Here is a 19,577-nt window from a genome sequence, read left to right on the forward strand (position 1 = left end):
ATATTGAATATAGGATATAGAATTGCAGCGCTAGTGCGGCGCTCCGTACTGCACGTCCAAATGGATGTCACGATGACGTCCGGGCAAGCGGCAGAACGGTCGCGCTGTCCTTTCGCCACGAGACATGGACCTTGTCGCCCGCCGTCGGAAGGGCCGCACCAGGCATGTTTTGAACCTGGACCCGGAATTTTTGGCCGCCCCGGCTGACCAGATGGAAGAAAGAGCGACTGCCTGAAAAAATCACGTCGGCAACTTCGGCATCCATCGCATAGTCGAGCTGCGCGTCGGATTGCCGGAAGGACATCGCTTCCGGCCGGACGGACATTACCGCGGCGTCATTCGCGGACACCGGGACATCATTCGAAACCACATCAAACGGTCCGTCCCTGGTCTCCAGCGAAAGCTGCCCGATGCCAGACCCAGTCAGTCTTCCCTCGAACAGATTTGTTTCGCCAAGAAATTTTGCCGCAAACAGCGATCTTGGGCGAAAGTACATATCCTGAGGTCTGTCGATCTGAACGATCCGGCCGTGATCGATCAGCACAACCCGGTCCGAAAGGATCATCGCTTCATCCTGATCGTGCGTGACATAAACGAACGTAGCACCCGTCTCCAATTGGATTCGTTTCATCTCTCCGAGCATATGTTGGCGAATCTTGAGGTCGAGCGCAGCCAAAGGCTCGTCGAGCAGCAGAACCCGGGGGCCATTCACCAGGGCCCGAGCCAGCGCCACCCGCTGGCATTGGCCACCGCTGAGCTCGCCGATGAAACGATGCGAAAGGCTTTCCATCTGCACGGTCCGGAGCATCGCCTGGACCCTTTTGCGGCGCTCGTCCTTCTCGACACCTTTGACCTTGAGGCCGTATGCGACATTGTCGAAGACGTCCAAATGGGGGAACAGCGCGTAGCGTTGGAACACCATGTTCACCGGCCGTTTTTCCGGGGGCAACGCAGCGACGTCCTTGCCGTCGATCTTCAGAGTACCGGATGTGAGCGCCTCGAAGCCGGCGATGATGCGCATCAAGGTGGTTTTGCCGCAGCCGCTCGGGCCGAGCAAGGTCACGATCTCCCCCTCGTTGATCGTGAGATTGATGTCGGTCAGGGCCTGAAAAAGGCCGAACTGTTTTTGACCGTTCGACAGTTCAATCAACGGTGCTTCTGTTGATATTCCAGTGTTCATTCGTAGCCTCAAGAGGTCGCGCGTTCTGACAGGGCCGATGCTCGCTTGAACCGCCCGACGAGGAAGCCGATCGCCATGACGGCGATCGAGAACAAAAGGGCGAGCGTCGAGACCGAGTTGATCAGTGGCGTGACCGTGCGGCGCATCATCGACCAGATGTACATGGGCAAGGTGGTTTCGGTGCCGGCAACAAATGAAGTGACGACGAACTCGTCAAACGACAAGGCAAAGCTCAGGATCGCGCAGGAGATCAAGGTCGGCGCGATCAGCGGAAGCGTTACCCTCCTGAATGTCCCGATCTGCGAGGCGCCAAGGTCGCGGGAGGCCTCTTCGAGTGTTCGATCGAAAAGCGCAAGCCGGGCCCGCATGGCGATCATGAGCATCGGCACGGACAGAACGACGTGAGAGACGACGATCGTGACCGTCGAAAGACGGACGCCCAGCTGCGCGGCCAAGACCAGCAATGAGACACCAAGGAAGAGGCCAGGCAGGGCGATCGGGGTGATGCACAGGATTTCGAGAACGCTTCGGCCAATCCTCCCTAGCCGCAACCAGGCAAGGGACGCGGCCGTTCCAAGGACAAGGGTGACGATAGCTGTTGCCGTGGCGATCATCAGACTTTTGACGAGAGCCTGGCCAAGCTGCGGATCCTCGAAGATCAGCGCGTACCATCTCAGACTGTAACCGTTGATGGGAAAGGAAAACGATTGCTCCGCATTGAAGCTGAACAAGACGATCACGACGAGCGGAATCAGGAGATACGCCAAGGTCGCGTAGACGACCGCCTTCAGCAACATCACGCAACCTCCTTGGCAGGTTTGGTTTTACGCCTGGCCGGAATGAGTCCCGTGAGGCGGCCTAGGGCAAGCACGAGCGCATAGATGACCAGCGACACAAGGAACATGAGAAAGGCCTGGGCGGCACCGAGCGGCCAATTGCCGGTCTTTCGGAATTGATCCGCGATAAGAAGGCCGGTCGTTTGGCCTGAGGACCCGCCGACCATCTGCGGCGTGACGTAGTCGCCTGCGACAAGGATGAATGTCAGCATGAAGGCTCCGATAAGGCCTTGCGCGGCGTTGGGAGCGACAACCCGGAAGAAGGCCCCCAAGGCCGATGTGCCGAGATCGCGCGACGCCTCGATAAGCTCCGCCTTGATCTCGCTCATCGCCGAAACGACCATCAGAATCGCGAATGGCAGATAGATGTGGGTCAACGTTATCGCGACCGCAAATGGGCTGAACAGGAACGCCTGGACGGGTGTGTGGACGATCCCGAGTTGAAGCAACACCGCGTTGAGCAGGCCGTTGGTGCCAAGCAATGTACGCCAGGCGTAGATTCTGACGAGGTAGCTGGAGAACCACGTGACGAGAACGAGATAGAAGATAATCTTCGATCTGGCGACGTAAGTCAGGTAATATCCGACAGGGATCGATAGACAGAGCGTTACGGACGCGGTGACGAGACCGATTACGATTGCGTTGTAGGTCACCCGCAGGAAGAGCGGCGATCGTACCGCCGATATGTAATTGGTCAGCACGAAGTCTGGAACGATGCGGAAGCCGGATGACATCCAGAAACTATAGGAGAACAGCAATATAGCGGGCACCACGAAGAACAACAGCATGTAGATTGCCGCCGGCGCGGCCAGAACGCCTCCGGTTCTTTGTGATGGAGTCATCGCAATTCCTTCAACAAGAAAGCGCAAGAGCCGGTCTCGTCGACCGGCCCCGACGACTGGTTACGGTGGATTACAAGCCTGCCTTGAATTCCTGCCAGGCCTGGACCCAGTCCGCATAGGTCGCGTGCTCGCCATCATCGTCGACGGGGGGAATACCCGGCAAGCCAGACGCGAATATTTCGTTGATCTTCGAATAGTCGATCCGCTTGCGAGCGTCGGCATCCAGAAGCTCGACGGCCTTCTTCGAAACCGGCGCCTGTACGACCGCCGTCGCGACCTTGGCCTGGATCTGGGGATCGAGAGACTGGTTGATGAACGCGTGCGCGGTATCGATGTTGTCGGCCGATATGGGAATGAACCAAGCGTCGACCCACAGCACCGGACCTTCTTCGGGAATCGCCATTTCGAGTGGCACGCCTTGCGCGCGCACCTGCGTGATAATTGACGGATCCGCGACAAGAACCGCCGCGACCTCCTTCGATGCCACGAAATTCGCAACATCGCCCTGATTGATCGAGATCAGGCGCGCCTGGTTTCGATACAAGACGTAATTCTCGAACGCCTTGCCTAACTCCTCGCGGGTCAGCAGAGGATACTTGTCTCCCAAGCCGACCAGACGGGCGATCAACGGCCAGTTGCCCGTCGCATCGTCCATTATCGCGATCTTTCCTTTCAGGCTTGGATCCAGCAGATCCTTGTAGGACGTGGGCTTTTTAATCATGTCGGAGTTATAGAGGAGGGTGTTGAAGCCCCATATGTAGGGCGACCCCCAATGCTTTCCGTCCGAGAACCATGTCGGCTTGTCGAAGAATACGTCAAAGAGATTGTCGGCGTTGTAATTCGGTATCTTGGACATATCGATTGGCGAAACGATCTTCATATCCTTGATATAAAGCTTGCTGTAGGCCTGATTATATTCGGCAAGATCGATGGGGGGAGGATTGCCGGCAATAAATTTGGCCTGGACATCATCCTGAGACGCTATCGAGGAGGTTTCCGCGGTGACACCATTGGTCGACCGCCACTCCCGCAGCTCATTCGTCATGTCGTAGCCTTCCCACGCCATGATCTGCAACGAGCCGCCAACCGCCGCACGGGCCGGTGTTACGAACAGTCGTCCCGTCGACACTCCAAGGCCGGCCCCTGCCAGGCCGAGCAGCGCGGTACGTCGGGTGAACTGGATTGTTTCAAGCATAGACGTCTTCGGTTCTTTCGCCATGTCATTCCCCTTTCGTGTTGGTTCACTCACGTTTTTATAATGGATATTGGATATAATAAATCAGCAGTCAAATCATTTATGGAGCGCGGCGCGGGCCAGGCAGTCCGGCTCCGCGGCCGATCGGCCTCCGGTGGATTTTCAGATCAAGCGCTTCTCGTCGGCGTAGTGCGCCACTTGCGCTGGCAGCGCCTGGCGACCTCGCACGCGATCGACCATCTTCTCGGCGATCATCATTGTCGGGCAGTGGAGATTGCCGTTGGGAATGCGCGGCATGACAGAAGCATCGATCACCCGGAGGCCTTCGACACCATGGACCCGGCCTTCGTCATCAACGACAGCCATATCGTCATTGCCCATCCGGCAACTCGAGCACGGATGGTATTGCGTCCCCATATTCTCCTTGAGCCAAGAGAAGACCTCTTCGTCGGATTTCTTGCGCAGGCCGGGAACGATGGCTTCGCCGCGGATGCTATCCCAACCCCTTTGTTGGATGATCTCGTCAGTATGACGAACGCCGTCGATCAGATTCCGCCTGTCCTGCTGCTGCTGGAGATAGTTCAACACGATTGACGGGTGCAGTCTCGGGTCAGCAGATTTGAGCGTCACCGCCCCTCGGCTTTCCGGCCGGCCAAGGCACACCTGATATTGGAATCCTTCCTCGATGTTGACCTTTCCATGCATCAGTTCGCCGAGCATCGGCAGGAACTCGTGCTGGATGTTGGCATACTCGACGGAATCGCTGCTTTTGAAGAAGGAGCCGACTTCCCACAGATTGGTAATGCCCAAGCCCTTCCTGAAGAACAGCCATTGTGCGCCGATGAACGCCATCTTGATGAGGTTCATGTCGACCGCCGGAGACACGCCTCTATGCGAGGCCCGGTACTTGACGGATACGGCGACATGATCCTGCAAGCCTTTCCCCACACCGGGAACGTCAGCCACGCTCTTGATCCCATACGAGGCAAGTTCCGCGGCGGGACCAACACCGGAAAGGAGAAGCACATGGGGCGAGTTGAAGGCGCCACCGCATAAGATAACCTCGCGCCCGGCTTCCACTGACTGAACCACGCCATCCTTCTCGAAGGTGACGCCGACAGCTTTCCGCCCACTGAAATCGACCTTGTGAACCAGGGCGTTCAAAAGCAGCTCGACATTGCCGCGCTTGATGGCTGGGCGAAGATAGGCCCTACCCCCACTGGCGCGGATACCATTATCGATGTTGGCCTGATAGGCATGGACGCCTTCCTGGCGATAAGCGTTGTAGTCTTCGCTCAACGGGTGCCCGGCCTGTTGCCCGGCTTCCAGGAACGCACGGAAGGGCTCGAGCTCGGCCTTCAGCGTCGTGATCCGTATTGGCCCCTGCCCGCCCCTGTATTCATTGCTTCCCTTGTCATACGATTCCAGTTTCTTGAAATAGGGAAGGCAATGGGCATAGGACCAGTTGGGAAGACCATCTTCCGCCCAGCGGTCGAAGTCGCGCGGATTTCCCCGCACATAGACCATGCCATTCAGGGATCCCGAGCCGCCAAGCATCTTGCCGCGAAGATGGGTGACCATGCGGCCATCGAGAGCCGCCTCGGGCCCTGTTTCGAATTCCCACGTCCGCTTTTTGTCAGTCAGCGGATAGGACATTGCGGCGGGCATGCGAACATAGATCGAATTGTCGTGCGGCCCCGCCTCGAGGACGAGAACATTGACATTACGGTCCTCGCCGAGCCGGGCGGCCACAATGGAGCCGGCCGCTCCAGACCCCACGACAATATAATCGTATTTCTTCGAACGCACCTGTCTCACTCCGGCTTCAAAATTCGGCGATGAAACCGGCGGACAACCGTAGTGCCACTGTCCGCAGGTTCTTCTCAATATGACGATCCGAAGATCATGACGATGATCCAGAGATCATGCGGCCTGCGGCAGCGAGTAGTTTTCGAGCTGCTTGATCGCGTCTTTGATTGTGCGCGTCACGAATTCCCGCTCGTCGCCAACGAGCGGCAGGCGCGGTCCACGCACCCACTCGGGCGCGCCGTAGACTAGGCTCTCGGAGAGCTTGATGTACTGGACGAGCTTCACGTGAGTATCGAGGTGGAAAGCCGGCGTCAGCAATCTGTAGAGCTGCAGCGCCTCATCCTTGCGCCCCTGGTTGCAAAGGTTGAACAGCGTGACGCATTCCTTGGGCCATACATTTGTCATGCCCGACACCCAGCCGACCGCACCGAGCGCGACGCTCTCGACGACCTGATCATCGACGCCACAGAAAATCTGATACCGATTGCCGAGCGCAACATACATGTCAGTCACGCGACGGACATCGCCGGTCTCTTCCTTGACGGCTACGATGGTCGGAGAGTCCGCCAGTTCCTGCAAAACCCGAGGGGTAACGTCGACACCATAGGCGATCGGATTGTTGTATATCATGATCGGTAGCCCACTGGCCCTGGCAAGGCTCTTGTACCATTCGGCTGTCTCTCGAGCATCGGACTTGTACCCAAGGGTGGGGAACGCCATCAGGCCCTCCACACCAAGTTTCTCGAATTCACGGGCACGAAAATTGGCGTCGGCCTGGGTGATCTCGGCGAGTCCGGACAGAACTGGAACCCGCCCGCCCGCCGCTTCCTGTGCGCTGCGGATGACGAGTTCCTTCTCGGAAGGAGTGAGGCAGGCATTTTCGCCGAGCATCGGCAAAACGATCACGCCCGAAACCCCGTTGGCGATCAGCCTGTCAATGGCAGACTGATTAGCCTGTACATTGATCGAGCCGTCCTGATTCAGCTTGGTGGTTACGGCGGGAAACACCCCAGTCCAGTTGTTCATTTTTTCCTCTTGCGTTCGATGGCATACCGCACACCATCATTATATCCAATCTACAATATCCAATTTTTCGAGTCTAGCCCCGACCTTCCTGGCAGTTCGAAAACCTTGGACGAAGAGCTCCGTTTTCGGAATTGGGTGGCCTACGCCTTCCGCAGAAAGTGACGGAGCACGTTGCCCGTCAGCGTCGCAACATTGTTGTCGTAGTTGTCGTAGGCAAGCGACCCGGCCCAGCAGATCGACCCGACGGAGAATATCCCGCCGCCAGCACCGGTTTCGATGAAGACGACATCGGACCTGACATTCGGGTTGTTCGGTCCGCTGACATTCGGCTCGACCTGCGTGACGGACTCGAGGAACGGGTAGTAGGTGTCATTGTGCCGCGAGTTCAGGATCACGCGGGCATTGCCCGGCGTCCCGGCCGCGAAGTCAGCGCTGTCCAACTCGTCGCCCGCGGCGCCCCCGAGGACATAGCCAAAGTCGCCGATCATCTCATCGCCGATGCCCTCGAACATGAAGGCGAGGTCGGGACTGTACGAGTCCTGCGTGCGAGAATAGCCCGAAGCCGTGCCCCAACCGACGCCAGCCGATGCGACGCCGAAAAACAGGCGGCTGCTTTGACCTCGGTGGGAATAGAGGCCTCCGATCTCTCCCGTCGTGGCATGCATCAACTCAGCCGGATGAGACGTCCAGTTGCGCTCACCCGAATAGCCGCGCCGGCACTCCAGCGTCATGGTGTCGTCGCCGTCATAGCTCGTCACCCAATACCAGCCATTGCCGCCGAGATACATCAGGCTCCCGCCCTGGCCGGCATAGGCCTTCAGCGCATCCATCTCCAGTGATGTCGGATATTCCGGGTGAGATCCTGAGACAACGACATCATAGCGGGCCAGAAGTTCCAGGCCCATTCGATGCAGGTCCTCGTCCGTCGCCACGTCGAAACCGACGCCGGATTTCTCCAGCCAGCCAGTGATGTAAAAGTCAGCCGCAAAGTGCCGGCGCGCGGCGTTGAGCCAGGTGATGTAGTTAGGCGAAAAATTGACGACAGGCCGCTTCCAAGAGGAATGCATGACCCCGCTGCCATCCGCATGTCGATCGTAAATCGAAAGCCCCAGTTCGGGGTGCGTATGAACGAAAACATCCGTCTCATTGAGCTGGATCTTGTCGCGCATGCGCTTTTGGTGAGCCTCGCCGCGTTCACCGTATCCCAGATGCTCGTTGGCATAGGCGAGATAGGTGTTGGTGGGCGCCAGAAACAGGACCTTGTTTTTGGATCGCTCGGTCGGCTGGATGTAGAAGGGCAGATGCTCGACCTGATCGCCCTGCGTGAGCTTGGCGGCATAAATGCCGCTCGGCGTCGCCTCGGGAAACGTGGCACTGAAGTCAGTTTCCCATCGTGCATCGTTCAGATCATCCTCATGGAAATGGATGGCGGACCACTCGGATGGATTTTCCTGATAGCGGACCTTCGTTCCTTTCCACAGATGCCCCCGAACCCCGCGAGCCGGCCGATTGACAAGCGTCCCATGCAGGCCGTTGCCTGAAACATCGGTGACGATGCGTGTGTCGATCCCCATCGCAAAATCCCATGACGCGATCGGCCTTGCCCCCTCTCCGGGTGCGGACAACACGGAGGGATTGTCGATCCGGCCGTTGAACCGGTCCACCGGGCGGTCGCGCTCATCCAGGTTGGAACCTATGAGAATGCGATCGACTCGGGTGGGTTCGGGCGTATCCGGCAGCGCGAGAAACCGCGTTTGCCCAAAACGTTGGGATGGCCACAATCCATCGACGGCAAACTCAAGGGCGATGCCGCGATCGCTGCGCCCGCCCTTGATATGGATCCACTTCCCCTCGTGGTCATCGAGGTTCATGGAGAGAACCCTGGCGTCTTCTCCCCCGCCGACGCGCAGTTCAAGCTGGTCTCTCGCGATGACGAGAGACCAGGAAGCCGTGGTCCGGTCGGTGGCGACAGCCAGGATTGTCTGGCACTCGCGATCTTTGAGAGTTGGCTGGACCCAGACCTCGAAACCAAAAGTTGAGATTAGCGGGAAAAACGCGGGCACCACGATCGCGTACGAACCCGGGGCAAGATCCTGAAGCCGCCCCTGATAGAGACCGGCCGCCGCGTTGCCGATGCTTTCTTCTCTCACTGATTGGTCATCGCCATTGATCGCGACGCCATGCAGCCGGACAAACTCGACCGAATATGGCGCCTGGGCCGCGCTGACCTTGAAATCGATCGTACCGCCCGGCTGGATGCTCACATGGCTTGAATACCCTAGGATTTTCACCGTGTTTCCTCGACATACGCTGCCGCACACCCGGCTAAAGCCGCGGCCGAAGCGGGTTGCGTGCCCAAACTCATGATTTTGCATCGCGCGACAGGAGCCCATCGGCGGTGACGGCAAGCACCAGTATCAATCCCTGAACCAGGTACTTGATCTCGGTTGGGGCACTGAGCAGCGAAAGCCCATTGGTGATGCTGCCGATAAGCAAGGCCCCAAGGAGGGCCGCCCATACGGACCCACGGCCGCCAAAAAGGCTGGCCCCGCCGATGACAGCGGCGGCCACCGCCTCGAGCAAGAGCGTTCCGCTGCCGGATTGAGCGGAAACGCCCAATGTGCGTGACGCGGAGATGATGCCGGCAATGCCGGCCAGCGCGCCAGCAATGATGAACGTATAAATGCGGATCTGGCCAACATTGATGGCGGCGCGTCGGCTGGCCTCCACGTTTCCGCCAATGGCGTAGAGATAGGTGCCGAACTTCGTCTGGGTCGTGACATAGGCCATGATCGAGAGGAGAACGATCAATATCGCCACCGGCGTTGGAACGCCGCGATCGAGGTTGAGAATGGCGACGACAAGACCGCCGGCGAGGCTCAAGGCCGCGATTGGCAGCAAAACATTGCTCGGGATTGATTGGTGGATGCCGAGACGCCTCTTGTGGTTTGACGATTGGACAAGGAGCGCGGCAACCACGCCGATACCGATGGCCAGAAGCAGGTAGCCGGCCATCGGCGGCAAGAAGCTGTTGGCGATCCACTGGATATCGGTCCCCGATAGCGGGATCGACCCGCTCCTCGGCAAGAGCATCAGCAGCACGCCCTGCATGGCAAGCGAGGTGCCGAGGGTAACGATGAAAGCGGGCGCCCGGAATCTCGAGATGATCAGACCCTGGACCAAGCCGACCGCCGATCCCGTGACAATTGCCGCCAACAGGCACAGCCACGACGGAAGGCCGACCGTTACCAACAGATAACCCATGACACCGGATGCCACCGCACTGAGTGCGGCCACCGAAAGATCGATCTCCTTCACAATGAGAACGAGGACGAGGCCCAGCGCCAGCATGGCCGTCACAACGATCTGAACGGCGAGGTTCGTCAGGTTTCGCGGCGAGAGAAAGCGGTCGTTCATCGCATAGAAGAAGGCCCAGACGAGTGCGATCGCGATAAGGACGGGGATAAACCGATACTTGCCACTGACTCCACTCAGTATCCGTCTCTGCAGATCCCTGGTGCCTGTACGATCATTTTGCAAATTGGCCCCCTTGCTTATCCGCAGGCCTTTTGAATTGTTCATGGGCTTTCCTAGGCGGCTGATGCGGACAGACCGGTGATTGCCGAGACCAGATCGTCGCGCGAGAACGTTCCACGGCTGAATTCAGCCACTTTGCGACCAAGCCGCAGGACGACAACCGTGTCGGCCATCTCCTGCACATCAGCAAGGTCGTGCGAAATGACGATGACGCCATGATTGGTCTGGCGAAGTCGCATGATCAACGCCATGACCTCCTTGCGCTGGGCGACCCCGAGTGCCGCCGTCGGCTCGTCGAGCAATACAACTTTCGGCTCCCAGAGCACCGAGCGGCAGATGGCGACCGACTGGCGTTGCCCGCCCGAGAGACTGCCCACTGGCACCGTGAGGTCGCGCAAAGTACTGACCCCCAGTTCGCGCAACACCTTCCGCGCCCGGCTCTCCATGTCGGCACGACGCAAACGGCCGGCGGTCAGGATCCCGCCCTGCAGTTCACGCCCCAGAAACAGGTTCTGGACCGTATCGAGATTGTCGCACAGGGCGAGATCCTGATAGACGGTCTGGATACCCAGCCGCATTGCATCATGTGGCGCGGTGATCCTGACCTTTGCGCCGTTGACCCGCATTTCCCCGGCATCGGGCATGTTGATGCCGGCAATGGTTTTGACCAAAGTGGACTTTCCGGCGCCATTGTCGCCAACCAGTGCGACAACCTCTCCAGGACGAACCGCCAGGGATACGCTTTCGAGAGCGTGGACGCCGCCGAAGTGCTTGCTGATATTTATGAGTTCAAGAACGGGCTGGCTGTTCGTGTTTGTGGAACCCATCGCGCTCACCGTCACTTGGTGCACAAGGCGCTCTTGACGGCGGGCCCCGCGCAGACTTCCTCGCGTGTCAGAATTCCCTTGTCGATCAGTTCCGCCTGCACGTTGTCGCGGGTGATGAAGACGTTCTCGTTGAAGATCGCCGGAACCGCCTTCATGCCGTTATCGTAGGTCCCGTTCACCATCTTCTTTTCTTCGCCATTCTTCTCGAGAAGGGCGACGACAAGCCGGACGGCGCTGTCGGCCATCGCACGATATGGCGGCACCATATCGTTCTCGATGTTGCCGGCGAGAAGATGCTGGATCGTTCCGGCCTGACTGTCATAGCCGCCGAAAACCTTGACCTTTCCAAGCAGATCCTGTGCCGCCAATGCGGCTATGGTGCCGTTCGCGGAACTGTCATTGTGGACAAGGATCGCGTCGATATCGCCACCGGCCTGCTGCAGGCAACCGTCCGTCGCGACGCGGGCATTTTCCTCCGAGAGCTGCAGGTTGTCGCTCTTGCAGACGATCTCGACTTCGCCTTTTTGAACCAGGGGAGCAAGCACCCTCTCGGTGCCGCTGACGATCTCGCGGTCAAAGAAGAAGGATGGGTCGCCCGTAATCAGGCCAACCCGGATTGGCTTCTTGGCATCCGCCAGCGTCTTTACCGCAAAGTTGGCAGCCGCTTCGCCGATCGGCTCAAACGGCACGGTGACATAGTAGTCGATGTCGCTGTTGTCGGAATTGTAGGCATACCCGACAATCGGAATGCTGGCATCGTGCGCCACCTGCACGATGCCCTGGCTTTGATTGGGCACAGCCGGCGCCAGAATGATTGCCTTGGCGCCTTGGGTTACGGCTGCCTGGGCCTGCTCGAGTTGCCTCGACGGATCGTTGTCGGCGCTCAGAACGACAAGCTTGAGATTGGGAGCGTATTTCTTCAATGCCTCATCCATCCCCGGTTTGTCATAGGCTTCAAACCGCGTGATTTGGGAATTGGGCGTAAGAAAATATACCGTTCCCTCGATCTTTGAGGCCGCTTCCTCGGCTTGGGCCGTCAGGGTCTCCATCGCGCCCAATCCCGAAAAGGCAACCGTCAATGCGAAAAGGCCACGCGCAACATTCCCGGTGAGTTTCATACCATTCCCCTTGGTCTTCATATTTATAAAGGATATTGGATACAAAATAAAAGGCTGTCAAGCCGCATGATGACGGGTATGAGGGCCTGAGCTTCAAAAAAACGCTGTTCGCCCTTGAGCAGGCGCGCGCGCTGGTGTTCACGCGCTGATCCCGCAATTTCGGGCGAAGGGTGACCGGCAAACGAAGCCGAGCGATTATGCGCGCCACATGGCGGGCCCGTCGCGAACCCGTGCTGCTTGGGAGTTTTCTCCGAGCAGCAAGGCAGCCCCACAGAGGATATCCGCAGCCTCATGAAGGTCGCGGACCGCTATGGCCTTTAGCCGACGACACCGTTGACTGGGATCGGCTGTCGCATCAATATATTGTTTTTATTTACTTTTTCGGCCGCAACTCTCGATCTGCATCACAATACGTAACGCATTCCCGGTGTCGCTTATTGCGGTGCGGCTGGCGAGCGACGTCGAGGTTTGCGCGGCCGTTCGGAGCCTCGTTCCGGAATGACCGCGATGGGCCGTGAGCAGACCGCCAGCTTTTGGGTTTAAGTCTATCGAGACGACCTTGGCGCCAGCGCCCCTGGCGTAACGAGCGATCTTGAGCGCGTCCCGACAGGGTCATAACAGAGCAGCCGACCGACGAAGCGTTGTGACCCGGCGGCCTTGCAGAAAAGCTTTGGGCTTGCCCGATCTGATGGCCCGCAGGAAGCTTCTCGCCGACGTGCGCAACTTCCGTTTATTCGCAAGCCCGCCGAAGGTCCGGAAAGCGCTGGTTAGGCAACATCGACGGCCGGCCGGGACTCAGTCGCGGCCTAGAAGTTTGCCGCTGGCAAGCCAGAAGGGCGGCAGACAGAGCGGGATGGCGGACAGCAGCAGGATATCCTCCTTCACCGTGATGCCGATCCGCTCGGCGACAAACCGGCGGCGTGCCTCGAACCTCTTCGACAGCGCCGGGTGGCGGTGTGCGATCTCGGCACGCAAGCCGACATCGGCGAAAGTCACCGCATCCTCGCAATTGAGCGTCCATCCATCGGGCATCGGCACGGGTATGATGTCGACCTGGAACGGCATGCCGGAGACGATGCGTTCTGTCGAGCCGGGCCGGATCGGGGAATTCATCCACTCGTCGAGGCCGACGAGATGGCCGGGATTAAGGGCGGGGCGCAGCTTGTCCGCCGCCAGGGTCGAAATCACGGCCTCATGGATCGCGCCGCCCTCGGCGCCGATGCCGGCCGCCTCATACCAGGCGATGAGGCCGCGGAAATAGGCCTTGGCCACGTCCAGAAATGCGTCGTCATGCTCAGCGATCAGGCCGCCTCGGGCCGTCAGTCCGCCCCAGTAGCCAACCGCCGTGGTGACGCCGTCGCCACGGCCGGGCACGCGCGCCGTGGGACCGCGCAGGCCGATCACCTGGCCGGACGCATCATTGGTCGCGAACATCGGATGGCAGTTCATCGGCTCGCCAGCATACCCCATGCGCGAGGCCGCGGTCAGTTCGGTGTCTCCGAGCGTGAAGCCGCTCAGGATACGCCACACCGCCATTGAAGACCGGGCCGCGCCCCATTCGGCCTCGGCGATCTGATCGGCATCGACGACGGCGCGCAGCCCTTCCGTCTGATGCATGAGCACCGCCGTCGCATCGGCGATCGACGAGGCGGACACGATCAATGCGATCGCGTCGACGATGAAGGCCGGCACGAAGAAGGTGGGGCGTGGCGCGGACCATTCCTTCTTTTCGAGATATTTCCAACCGACCAGGCCGACACTGTCGCCCGCCGTGATGCCGGCCTCGCGCAGCACGGCCACGAGGTCCGGCTTCTGCATGCGGTCCTGCGCCATCAGGCTCAGGGACTGCGCCAGCATTGTGATGATGCCAGGCAGTCCGGCGACAGGCGTATAGCCGAGGTTCTCGTTGCCGGTGACGACGATGCGCTGGCCCGATTTGCCGAGCAGCAGGATCGCCTCCTCGAAACGCGGCTCGAAACCGGTCAGGAAGGCGATGTTGGCGGCATGCTCGCGATCGGCATAGACGGCGAGCCAGTCCGTGCCGGCGCGATCGAGCGCCTTGGCGCAACGGGCCTCATAGGTCGCTGGCGGAATGGCAGGGCGCTCGACGGGGATGCCGAAATCGGGAATGTCGACGGTGCGAAGGCTAATGCTCATCATGTCTCTCAATCTGTCAGGAAATGCGGATTTTCGGCTGAAGCCGATCGTCAGTTGGATGCGACGGCGACGGATGCCGTCCTGTTTGCCGGCACGTCATTCATCGGCAAGAAAGCCGATGCTGGAGGGCAGCACGCTGCAGGTGACCTTGTCGCCGGCAACGATGCCGCGCGCCGTCGCCGAGGATGCCAGGACCAGGAGTTCCTGGCCGTCCAGAGTGGACACGGTCATGCGCTCGGACGAGCCGACGAAGGAGATGTCGGCGACAATGGCGGGAAAGGCAATGGCCCCGTGGAGCGGCTCGCCGATGGCTATGGCCTCCGGACGCATCCAGACCGTCAGCGCCGATCGGCCATGCCGAGACGCGTCGTAGCCACCGGGCATCGGCGCCCGGCTTCCGAACAGCTCGATGCCGCCATCGACGGCGCGCGCCGAAACGATGTTGTTGCCGCCGAGGAAGCCCGCGACGAAGCGCGAGGCGGGCGCGCGGTATATGTCACGCGGGGTGCCGACCTGAACGATCGCGCCATTGTGGAAGACGGCTATGCGGTCCGACATGGCATAGGCTTCCTCCTGGTCATGGGTAACATAGACGAAGGTCACACCGGTCTGCCGATGAAGCCGTTTGAGTTCGCGTTGCATGGTGTCGCGCAGCGTACGGTCGAGCGCCGATAGCGGTTCGTCGAGCAGCAGAATCTTCGGGCCGAAGGCCAGCGCGCGGCCGATCGCCACGCGCTGCTGCTGACCGCCCGACAATTCACGCGGCTTGCGCGCGGCCAGCCTGTCCAGGCCGACGAGATTGAGGATCTCCTCCACCCTCGCGGCGATCCTGGCCTTGTCCCATTTGCGGACCTTCAAGGGGAAGGCGATGTTGTCCGCGGCGTTCAGGTGGGGAAACAGCGCATAGCCCTGGAAGACCAGTCCGAAATTCCTGTCCTCCGGATCGACGCGCGTGATGTCGACGCCATCCAGCAGGATGGCGCCGTCGTCCGGCTTGGTGAACCCGGCGACCGACATCAGCAGCGTGGTCTTGCCAGACCCCGAAGGGCCGAGCAAGGTTACGAACTCCCCCGCCTCGATCGACAGATCGATGCCGTCGAGCGCGACGGCCGAACCGTAGGCCTTGCGGAGGTTTCGGACGTCGAGAAAGGACATTCAGATCGGGTCCCGGGCAAGCGGACCTGTCGAGCAGTGAATGCCGCCGCCGTTCAGTTCGATACATTCATAGTCCAGCGTCAGGATCTCGATGCCGGCGGCGTCGAGCCGGTCGGCCAGGCGCGGCGTGCGGGTGGCGTGCATGACGACCCGACCCGGTGCGATCGCCAGGCAGTTGAGCGAGAAGGCGTTGTCTTCCGGCGGGAGTTCGATCAGCTTCATGCCGCGCTTGTTGAGGTAGTCGATGAAGACATAGGGCAGTTCGTTGATGTTGATGATCGCCGTCTCCTTGTCGATCATCATGAAGCTACCGTCGATGTGGATGCGATAGCCGGGCATCGGCACCTTGATCAGCTCGACGCCCAGGCTGTTGAGGATCATCTCGACCTGCCGCACGCCCTCGGCGTTGCAGGCGACGGAGACCGAGCAGACGGCAGTCTTGTCGTCGAGGAGCGCGAACCCACCGCCTTCGAACACCGCTTCGCCATGCAGCGTGCCGAGGATCGGGCAGCCGGCCCTGGCGAGCGCCTGGGTGACCATCAGTTCCTCGCCGCGGCGCGCCCGGCGGGCAAGGCGGGTGACGATCGCCCCGCCCTTCACGCCGATGACGCTGTCGCGGCAGAAGGTCGACTTGAGAGCGCCGGGGGCTGCCTTCTCGGTAAGGATGACGTCGACGCCCTCGGAGCGCAACAGCTTGGTGAAGCTATCGTGCGCCGCCTGCATGGCGGCGAGATCCGGCGGCGTCTTGCCCATGAAGTACCAGCCTTTTTCCGGATCGCCGAAACCGCCGATCTCGGGCATGGGCTTGTTCTTGTCGACGACATTGATCTCCTCTCCAGGCCGGTGCATCAGCACGGCGCGCAGCTTGCCGACATCATTGGTGCAACCCCAGGGCCGGCCCCAGACGCGGGTCTGCTCTTGCGGGTCGTGGAAAGCCGGCGTCGGGACGGAGCCGAAGGTCTGAAAGAACTTGGCCTCGCGGTATTCGTGCTCGCTCATTGCGGCGCTGTGGGCAGTCATGTCTTCGATTTCCTTTCTGAAACAAGCGAAGCGATTGAAGGTCGTGTCATGACCGGCGCTGGGCGATACGTTCCCAGACGGTCATGCGCAGGATGAGGCCGACGATGGTGACCGCCAGCATGACGGTAGCGATCGCGGCCAGCGCGGGATCGACGGCATCGGCGATGCTCGTCCAGATCTTGCGCGGCAGGGTGACGATGCCGCGGCTGGTGATGAAGAGCGTCACGGTGATCTCGTCCCAGGAGACGATGAAGGCGAGGATCGCCCCGGCGACCGTGCCCGGCACTATGTTGGGCAGGATCACGCGCCCGAAGATCGTCGCCGGGCGCGCGCCGAGCGAGCGGGCCGCCTGCACCAGACGCGGATCGAGGTTCGACAGCGAAGCGCCTATCGCCAGCACGGCGAGCGGTATCGCCAGGATCACATGGACGATGGTGACGCCAAGCCATGTGTCGAGAAGGCCCAGCTTCGACCACAGGCGCACCATGCCGACCGCATAGATGATCGGCGGCACGATCAGCGGCGAAAGCAGGACAATGCGCAGGATCGTCGGCCAGCGTCCGACATAGACCCATGCGCCCATGGCGAACGCCGCCGAAACGCCGGTCGCGACGATGCTTGAGGCCACGGCGATGCCGAGGCTGGTGAGGATGCTGGGCATCCAGCCCGCGCGCCAGTTGGCCAGGGCCGCGAAATGGTCGAAGGAAATGCCGTTGTTGGGCAGCGACAGATAGTCCCGGTCGGTCAACGCCACGGGAATGACCACGAGCACCGGAACGAACAGGAAGGCGAGCAGCAGCCAGGCCAAGAGCTTCGGCAGCGCGCGTTCGAGCAGACGGCGGGTGCGTGGCGTCATTTGCGGCCGCCTTCGAAGGCCGCGCGCAACGCCGGGCTGCGCATCGCCAGCGCGATGAGGGCGCCGACGACGAGCAGGAGCATCGTCGACAGTGCCGTCGCCACGCCCCAGCGCAGGGTCGAGGATATCTGCACGGAGATGTACTCGGCGACCATCAGCACCCTGCCGGCGCCAAGGATCGCCGGGGTGACGAGGAAGCCGAGCGAGAAGATGACGATGAACAGGCTGGCGATTGCCAGGCCGGGCATGCTGAGCGGCACCCAGACGCGAAAGAAGATGGTGACCGGGCGCGCGCCGAGCGATCGCGCCGCCTGGATGATCCTGTGGTCGATCTCCGAGAGGTTCGCGTAGAGCAGCATGATGGCGAAGGGCATCATGTAATGGACCATGCCGACGATGACGCCGAACTGGTTGTAGACCAGTTCGAGAGGTTCACCGACGGCTCCGCTGCCCACAAGGGCCGAATTGAGCACGCCGTTGCGGCGCAGGATGGTGATCCAGGCAAAGGCGCGCACCAGCACCGATATCCAGAACGGCACCATGACCATGAACAGGGCGACGCGGCGCTGCGCCGGCGGCATGTGGACCAGCGCGAAGGCGACGGCATAGCTCATGACGATCGTAAGCGCGGTCGTCACCGCCGAGACGAAGACGGTCGTGCGCACGACGCGGCCAATCGCGGCATTCTGAAACAGAGCCACGTAATTGCCGATGCCGAAGGTCGGCTCGGTGAAACTGAGCGCCAGCACCTGAAGGATGGGCAGCACGTAGAGACACAGGGTCAAAAGCGCCGCCGGCACCGTCAGGCAGAAGGCCCAACGCTGGAATGACGTCATGGTCTTTCGAACCACCACCGGCCGATGGCCGGTGGTGGTCTCCAATGGTTAGCGCGAAATGAAGTCGAGGAACTTGTTCTGCAGTTCGGCCTCGTTGTCGGCATAGTATTGCGCCGAGACGGCCAGACCTGTCTTGGCGTTCTCGGGTGCCAGCGAATAGACCGCCTTGTCCTCGTCGGTCATCAGCGCCAGCGCCTTCGGGTTCGACGGTCCGTTTCCCATGAGGCGCAACAGCGTCACCTGGCCTTCCGGGTCCATCGACGAATTGATGAAGTCGAAGACCCTCTTGCCGGCGGGATTGCCCTTCGGCACCGACCAGGCGCTGGCGAACATCAGGTTCTGGTTCCAGGTCCAGGTGTAGTCCGGGTTTTCCTTGCGCAGCAGGTTGGCGCGCGTATGCCAGATATTGCCCATGACCACCTCGCCGTCGCGGAAGAGCTGCTGGCTCTGCGCGCCCGACTCCCAGAAAATCAGATTGGGCAGCAGCGGTTCGAGCTTCTTGAAGGCGCGGTCGACATCAAGCGGATAGATATCCTGAGGCTTAACGCCGTCGGCGAGCAGCACGGCTTCGAGCTGCCCCTGGATCCATTTGCACATGGTGCGCTTGCCGGGAAACTTTTCGAGATCGAAGAAGTCGTTCCAGCTCGAAGGGGCCGTGGCGCCGACCTTCTTGGCGTCATAGGCCAGCACATTGGAATAGGTGTAGTTGCAGATGCCGAACTCGGCCGAGAGCCCTTCGCCGACAAGAGACTTGTCGACGATGGAATAGTCGATCGGCTCGAGGTAACCGCCCTTGCCGAGCACGACGGCGTCCGTCATGCCGCCATCCGTGGCATCCCAGGTGACATTCTTGGAATCGACCATGGCGCGGATCGCGCCGGTCGCCGGGCCGGTGCCATCGATGACGACCTCCATGCCGGACTTGGCCTTGAAGGGCGCGCCATAGGCCTTTTGGAAGGCTTCGAGAGCGGCCCCGCCCCAGTTGCAGACAACGATTTCCGAGGCCGCGGCGGAGGCCCGCCCAGGCTTGAACGCGACTGCGATACCAAGGCCGGCCATGGCGGTGATGAAGCCTCGGCGATCGATCTTCCCAGTTTTGAACTTATCAAGCGCAATCAACGCTGCGTCTTGACCAAAGCGATTGATGGACATGTGTGTTCCCCTTTCACGTCCGTGGAAGCGA

Annotated in this window: 16 protein-coding genes; all 16 read right to left on the reverse strand. The window is 60.5% G+C overall.

Translation table 11 applies throughout. The features are described 5' to 3' along the window. Positions 1-67: 67 nt before the first annotated feature. The 16 genes from AC07SZ_RS30355 to AC07SZ_RS30430 all read right to left on the reverse strand — a co-directional run bounded on the left by AC07SZ_RS30355 (position 68) and on the right by AC07SZ_RS30430 (position 19,546). Positions 68-1,180: an ABC transporter ATP-binding protein gene (locus tag AC07SZ_RS30355; protein ID WP_056567832.1), complete on the reverse strand. Its 1,113-nt coding sequence runs from the start codon at positions 1,178-1,180 to the stop codon at positions 68-70. 8 nt (positions 1,181-1,188) lie between these two features. Then, the gene (locus tag AC07SZ_RS30360) at positions 1,189-1,977 is read right to left on the reverse strand and encodes an ABC transporter permease (protein ID WP_494917206.1); all 789 of its coding nucleotides are present in this window, start codon (positions 1,975-1,977) and stop codon (positions 1,189-1,191) included. Then, entirely contained in the window at positions 1,977-2,858 is an 882-nt protein-coding gene (locus AC07SZ_RS30365; RefSeq protein ID WP_056567826.1) for an ABC transporter permease, read from the reverse strand. Before AC07SZ_RS30365 ends, AC07SZ_RS30360 begins: the two co-directional genes overlap by 1 nt. 70 nt (positions 2,859-2,928) lie before the next feature. Then, positions 2,929-4,077 carry an ABC transporter substrate-binding protein gene (locus AC07SZ_RS30370; RefSeq protein WP_056567823.1) on the reverse strand — a complete coding sequence of 383 codons (1,149 nt, stop codon included), beginning with the start codon at positions 4,075-4,077 and terminating at the stop codon, positions 2,929-2,931. A gap of 138 nt (positions 4,078-4,215) precedes the next feature. Further along, positions 4,216-5,862: a choline dehydrogenase gene (locus AC07SZ_RS30375; RefSeq protein ID WP_056567818.1), complete on the reverse strand. Its 1,647-nt coding sequence runs from the start codon at positions 5,860-5,862 to the stop codon at positions 4,216-4,218. 114 nt (positions 5,863-5,976) lie between these two features. After that, positions 5,977-6,888, reverse strand: coding sequence for a dihydrodipicolinate synthase family protein (locus tag AC07SZ_RS30380; protein ID WP_172374425.1), 912 nt, complete (start codon positions 6,886-6,888; stop codon positions 5,977-5,979). Positions 6,889-7,028: 140 nt separating this feature from the next. After that, positions 7,029-9,152 (reverse strand): N,N-dimethylformamidase beta subunit family domain-containing protein, encoded by a 2,124-nt coding sequence (locus AC07SZ_RS30385; protein ID WP_172374426.1) that lies wholly within the window; start codon positions 9,150-9,152, stop codon positions 7,029-7,031. A gap of 97 nt (positions 9,153-9,249) precedes the next feature. After that, on the reverse strand, positions 9,250-10,470 hold the full coding sequence (locus tag AC07SZ_RS30390; protein ID WP_494917208.1) for a sugar ABC transporter permease: 1,221 nt from the start codon (positions 10,468-10,470) through the stop codon (positions 9,250-9,252). 8 nt (positions 10,471-10,478) lie between these two features. Continuing rightward, positions 10,479-11,252: an ATP-binding cassette domain-containing protein gene (locus AC07SZ_RS30395; RefSeq protein ID WP_056567806.1), complete on the reverse strand. Its 774-nt coding sequence runs from the start codon at positions 11,250-11,252 to the stop codon at positions 10,479-10,481. Between the two features lie 11 nt (positions 11,253-11,263). Further along, a complete protein-coding gene (locus AC07SZ_RS30400) occupies positions 11,264-12,391 on the reverse strand; it encodes an ABC transporter substrate-binding protein (protein ID WP_494917210.1) in 1,128 nt (375 codons plus the stop codon). Between the two features lie 774 nt (positions 12,392-13,165). Beyond that, the gene (locus AC07SZ_RS30405; RefSeq protein WP_494917212.1) at positions 13,166-14,527 is read right to left on the reverse strand and encodes a Xaa-Pro aminopeptidase; all 1,362 of its coding nucleotides are present in this window, start codon (positions 14,525-14,527) and stop codon (positions 13,166-13,168) included. 96 nt (positions 14,528-14,623) lie between these two features. Continuing rightward, on the reverse strand, positions 14,624-15,682 hold the full coding sequence (locus AC07SZ_RS30410; RefSeq protein WP_494917214.1) for an ABC transporter ATP-binding protein: 1,059 nt from the start codon (positions 15,680-15,682) through the stop codon (positions 14,624-14,626). Next, positions 15,683-16,702: a dimethylarginine dimethylaminohydrolase family protein gene (locus AC07SZ_RS30415; RefSeq protein ID WP_056567796.1), complete on the reverse strand. Its 1,020-nt coding sequence runs from the start codon at positions 16,700-16,702 to the stop codon at positions 15,683-15,685. 46 nt (positions 16,703-16,748) lie between these two features. Beyond that, positions 16,749-17,558 carry an ABC transporter permease gene (locus AC07SZ_RS30420; RefSeq protein ID WP_056567793.1) on the reverse strand — a complete coding sequence of 270 codons (810 nt, stop codon included), beginning with the start codon at positions 17,556-17,558 and terminating at the stop codon, positions 16,749-16,751. Then, complete coding sequence (locus AC07SZ_RS30425; protein WP_056567916.1) at positions 17,555-18,394, reverse strand: ABC transporter permease; 840 nt, start codon at positions 18,392-18,394, stop codon at positions 17,555-17,557. Before AC07SZ_RS30425 ends, AC07SZ_RS30420 begins: the two co-directional genes overlap by 4 nt. A 48-nt stretch (positions 18,395-18,442) precedes the next feature. Beyond that, the gene (locus AC07SZ_RS30430) at positions 18,443-19,546 is read right to left on the reverse strand and encodes an ABC transporter substrate-binding protein (protein WP_494917217.1); all 1,104 of its coding nucleotides are present in this window, start codon (positions 19,544-19,546) and stop codon (positions 18,443-18,445) included. Between the last annotated feature and the right edge of the window lie 31 nt (positions 19,547-19,577).

It is taken from the genome of Mesorhizobium sp. GW821-FHT07A06, from assembly GCF_059419085.1.